Here is a 3,737-nt window from a genome sequence, read left to right as displayed (position 1 = left end):
CTGTCGCCTGCCTTGCGGTCCAGCGCCCAGGCGCCGGCCGCCGCCAGCAGGTTCAACGAGGCCGCGGCCAGCGCCGCGCCCTGCACGCCCAAGCGCGGAATCAGCAAGAAAGCGGGCAACAGGGCGCCCAGGATGGCGCCGCAGGTATTGGCGGCGTACAGGGTCCCGCCACGGCGGCTGACGTCCGCGCCCTGGCGGCTGACGGCGCGCAGCAGCACCGGCAAGGTGCCGCCCATCAGGAACGCGGGCATGGCCAGCAGCAGTCCTATCGCCAGCCAGGCCGCCACGCTGCTATGGGCCTCGACCGCGACGAAGGCGGCGGCGCTGCGCGCCAGCAGCCAAGTCACCGCGACGCAGGAAAGCGCCACGGCCGCTTCCAGCATGGCGTAGAAGCGCACTGGCCGACGCAGGCGGTCCGCCTGGCGGCCCAATAGCCAGCCGCCCAGCGCCAGCCCCAGGAAAAACGCGCTGACCGCGCCGGCGATGGCGCTCACCTCCACGCCCACCACCAGCGATAGCTGCTTGATCCACAGCACCTGGAAAACCAGGGCCGCCGTTCCGGACAGGAACAGCAGCGCGGCCGGCCGGGCCGCCGTCAACGCCCGCCCCTCCACGGCTTTGCTCTGCATTCCAGGTCCTTGCATCGCCTCGCTTGCCCCCATGCCCATCATGCTGCTCCTGCTGCGTTGCCGGGCGGCGCGACAGGCGCCGCCCGGTCCTGCTCCGGCTCGCGCCGGAACCCGCTACTTCGACTTCTGCTTCTCGACCTCTTCGAAGTGTTTCTCCATGGCCTTGTTCACCCGTTCCTGAACCTGGTCCACACTAAAGCTGGCAGGCCGCTGGCTGGGCGGATAGGTGATGAAGGTCTCCAGGAATGCCGACGCCTTCATGGTCGCGATCTCGGTCAGATAGGCGTTCTTGGCCAGCCAATCGTTGTACTGATCCGAGGTGATGTCGGCGCGCTCATACGGGTCCATGCGCAGGTTGAAGACTTTCGGCACGCGCAGGCAGACGAAGGGATCCTGCCAGACGTTGAAGTTTCCCGGCGCCCGCTGCTCGCAGAACACCGCCTTCCAGTCGCCAAAACGCATGCCGACCAACAGGCCGTCGTCGTTGAAATAATAGAAATCGTCGCGCGCGCTCTTTTCCTGCTTGCCGGTCAGATAGCCCAGCTGGTTGTAGCCGTCCAGATGCACCTTGAACTTGGTGCCGCCAGCCTGCGGCGCCCAGCCGTCCAGCAAGCGCTCCTTGATGTTGGCATCGCCCGTGGCGGCCAGCAAGGTCGGGAACCAGTCCATGCCGGACACCATCCCGCGCTTGACTTCCCCTGCCGGAATCTTGCCCGGCCAGCGCACCATGGCCGGCACGCGGAATGCGCCCTCCCAGTTGGAGTCCTTCTCGCTGCGGAACGGCGTGGTGGCGGCGTCCGGCCAGGTAAAGGCATTGGGACCGTTGTCGGTGGTGTAGATGACGATGGTGTTGTCGGCAATGCCCATGTCGTCCAGCTTCTTCAGCAGCTTGCCCACGTCCTGGTCGTGTTCCCACATGCCGTCGGCGTAGTCATTGCCTGGCATGCCGCTCTTGCCCTTGTTTTCGGGCCGGATATGCGTATAGATGTGCATGCGCGTGGTGTTCATCCACACGAAGAACGGCTTGTCCTCCTTGCCGTGTTTGTCGATGTAGTCCAACGCCGCGCCCACCGTTTCGTCGTCGATGGTTTCCATGCGCTTGGTGGTCAGCGCGCCCGTATCCTGGACCTTGCCGTCGGCCGTGGCCTTGATTACTCCCCGCGGCGAGAAGTTCTTCACGAAGGGATCATTGGGGTCTTTGGGCCAGTATGGACGCTCGGGTTCCTCCTCCGCGTTCAAGTGGTACAGGTTGCCGAAGAACTCGTCGAAGCCATGATGCGTGGGCAGGTACTCGTCCTTGTCGCCCAGGTGATTCTTGCCGAACTGGGCGGTGCTGTAGCCCTGCGCCTTCAAGGCCTCGGCGATGGTGATGTCGCCCTTCTGCAGGCCTACTGGCGCGCCGGGCGCGCCCACCTTGGACAGGCCGGTGCGCAGCGGCGACTGGCCTGTGATGAACGACGAGCGGCCCGCCGTGCAGCTGTTTTCGGCGTAGTAGTCGGTGAACATCGCGCCTTCCTTGGCGATGCGGTCGATGTTGGGAGTTTGATAGCCCACCACGCCATGCGCGTAGGCGCTGATGTTCGCCTGCCCGATATCGTCGCCGAAGATCACCAGGATGTTCGGCTTCTTGTCCGATGCCGCCGCCTGGCCTTGATTGGCCGGCGGCGTCTGGGTTTGCGCCTGCGCGCTGCCCAGGGCCGTGAGCCCGGCTGCGGCGAAGAGCGCCGCGCTCAACAGTTTTCTTGCGTTCATCGCTTTCTCCTGACCCTTGCGGGCGGTTCCCAGTCACGTAAACGAATCACTGTGTTTCAAATGCGTATACCCTTCTCCACTCCTTTGCCATGTCCACGATTACCCATCCCTTTTGCTCCGCTTCGTCCAGCGCCTTGTCGAGCCGGCCGATCCTGGACTCGCGGTCATAGGCCCATTCGCGCCTGGCGTCGGTGTGGTGCACCAGGCCGGCAAAGCGCTTGCCGCTGCCGGCCGCCGTCCACTGCAGCATCTGCAGGTCACCGTCCGAATTGCCGAAGGCGAAGACGGGCTGGCGGCCGATGAATTTGTTGATGGCCACGGGCTTGCCCGGACCGTCGTCGTTGAAGTCGAGCTTGGGCGTGCGCATCAGCACGGGCTTGCCGTCCTGCATCTGGAACTCGGTCACGAAGGTGGTGCCGATGACTTGCTCGGGCGGAATGCCGTAGACGTCCTGCGCCCAGGCCCGCATGAACTCCACTTCGCCGCCGGACACGATGTAGGTCTTGAAACCGTTGCCGCGCAGATAGTCCAGCAGTTCCAGCATCGGCGCGTAGATCATGCTGGTATAGGGCTGCTTGAAGCGCGGATGGCGCGCGGTCTTGATCCATTGCCTGACCTCGGCGCCGAAGGCTTGCGTCGTCATGTTGGTGTGCGTGGCGCCGACGATCTGCAGCAGTCCTTCCGTGCCCGCGGCGGCGAGCGCCTGGCGGTCGCCCTCGATCGCGGCCTTGAAAGGCTGCTCCGTGGCCCATTCGGGATGCTGGGGCGCCATGACCTTGACCTGGTCCAGCGCGAAGATCAGCTGGAAGTACATGGGCTGCTCGCTCCACAGCGTGCCATCGTTGTCGAACACGGCAATGCGGTCGGCTGGCGCCACGTAGTCCGGGCCGCCTTCGGCCGTGACGGCTTGCACGAAGCTGAGGATGGCCTGCCGCGAGGGACCCTCGTTCCAAGAAGGCAGCGGCGTCTGCGCGCGCGCGACGCCGGCCAGCAGCAAGAGAAGCAGCAGCGCGAACCAGCGCCGTACCTGCAAAGGCGTCGTCATGGAAGATCTCCTGGAGGTTCGCCGGCCGCGATGCCTGCGCGTGCGCGCGCCGGTTGGGCTGGGCGGGGATTCAGCGGCAGCAGGCCATGTTCTTCGGTCGGCCTTGCGCGGGCGCGCAAGGCGCGGCGCCACGGCGGCAACATCCCGCGCAAACCGCGCCAGCCCCGGACCGCATCAGGATTGGGGCCATAGATGGCTTGCAGCGCGTCGGCGCCGGACTGCCGCAGCGCGGGTTCCAGGCCGGCCGTCGCTTGTGCAACCGTGGCTGCCCCGCAGGCGCGGCGCAGCCAGGCATAGAGCGCGTCCAGGCG

4 protein-coding genes are annotated in these 3,737 nt (G+C 65.9%); all 4 read right to left on the bottom strand.

The genetic code is table 11. The features are described 5' to 3' along the window. On the bottom strand, positions 1-629 hold a 629-nt coding region (locus WBB14_RS22920; protein WP_424241874.1), incomplete at its 3' end, for a fused MFS/spermidine synthase. Between the two features lie 114 nt (positions 630-743). Continuing rightward, positions 744-2,381, bottom strand: coding sequence for an arylsulfatase (locus tag WBB14_RS22915; protein WP_424241873.1), 1,638 nt, complete (start codon positions 2,379-2,381; stop codon positions 744-746). Between the two features lie 46 nt (positions 2,382-2,427). Next, positions 2,428-3,426 (bottom strand): HAD family hydrolase, encoded by a 999-nt coding sequence (locus tag WBB14_RS22910; RefSeq protein WP_424241872.1) that lies wholly within the window; start codon positions 3,424-3,426, stop codon positions 2,428-2,430. Then, on the bottom strand, positions 3,423-3,737 hold a 315-nt coding region (locus WBB14_RS22905; RefSeq protein WP_424241871.1), incomplete at its 5' end, for a hypothetical protein. The genes WBB14_RS22910 and WBB14_RS22905, both read right to left, overlap by 4 nt.

Origin of the sequence: Achromobacter sp. (assembly GCF_049647645.1) — a bacterium.
Lineage (GTDB): Bacteria > Pseudomonadota > Gammaproteobacteria > Burkholderiales > Burkholderiaceae_B > Achromobacter.
Note: the sequence above shows the minus strand (reverse complement) of the source record. Positions and strands in the feature narration are given on the sequence as shown.

Bases quoted from the DNA above. Each gene is read 5' to 3' on its own strand.
- WBB14_RS22910 (WP_424241872.1), bottom strand. From the start codon at position 3,426: ATGACGACGCCTTTGCAGGTACGGCGCTGGTTCGCGCTGCTGCTTCTC.
- WBB14_RS22915 (WP_424241873.1), bottom strand. From the start codon at position 2,381: ATGAACGCAAGAAAACTGTTGAGCGCGGCGCTCTTCGCCGCAGCCGGG.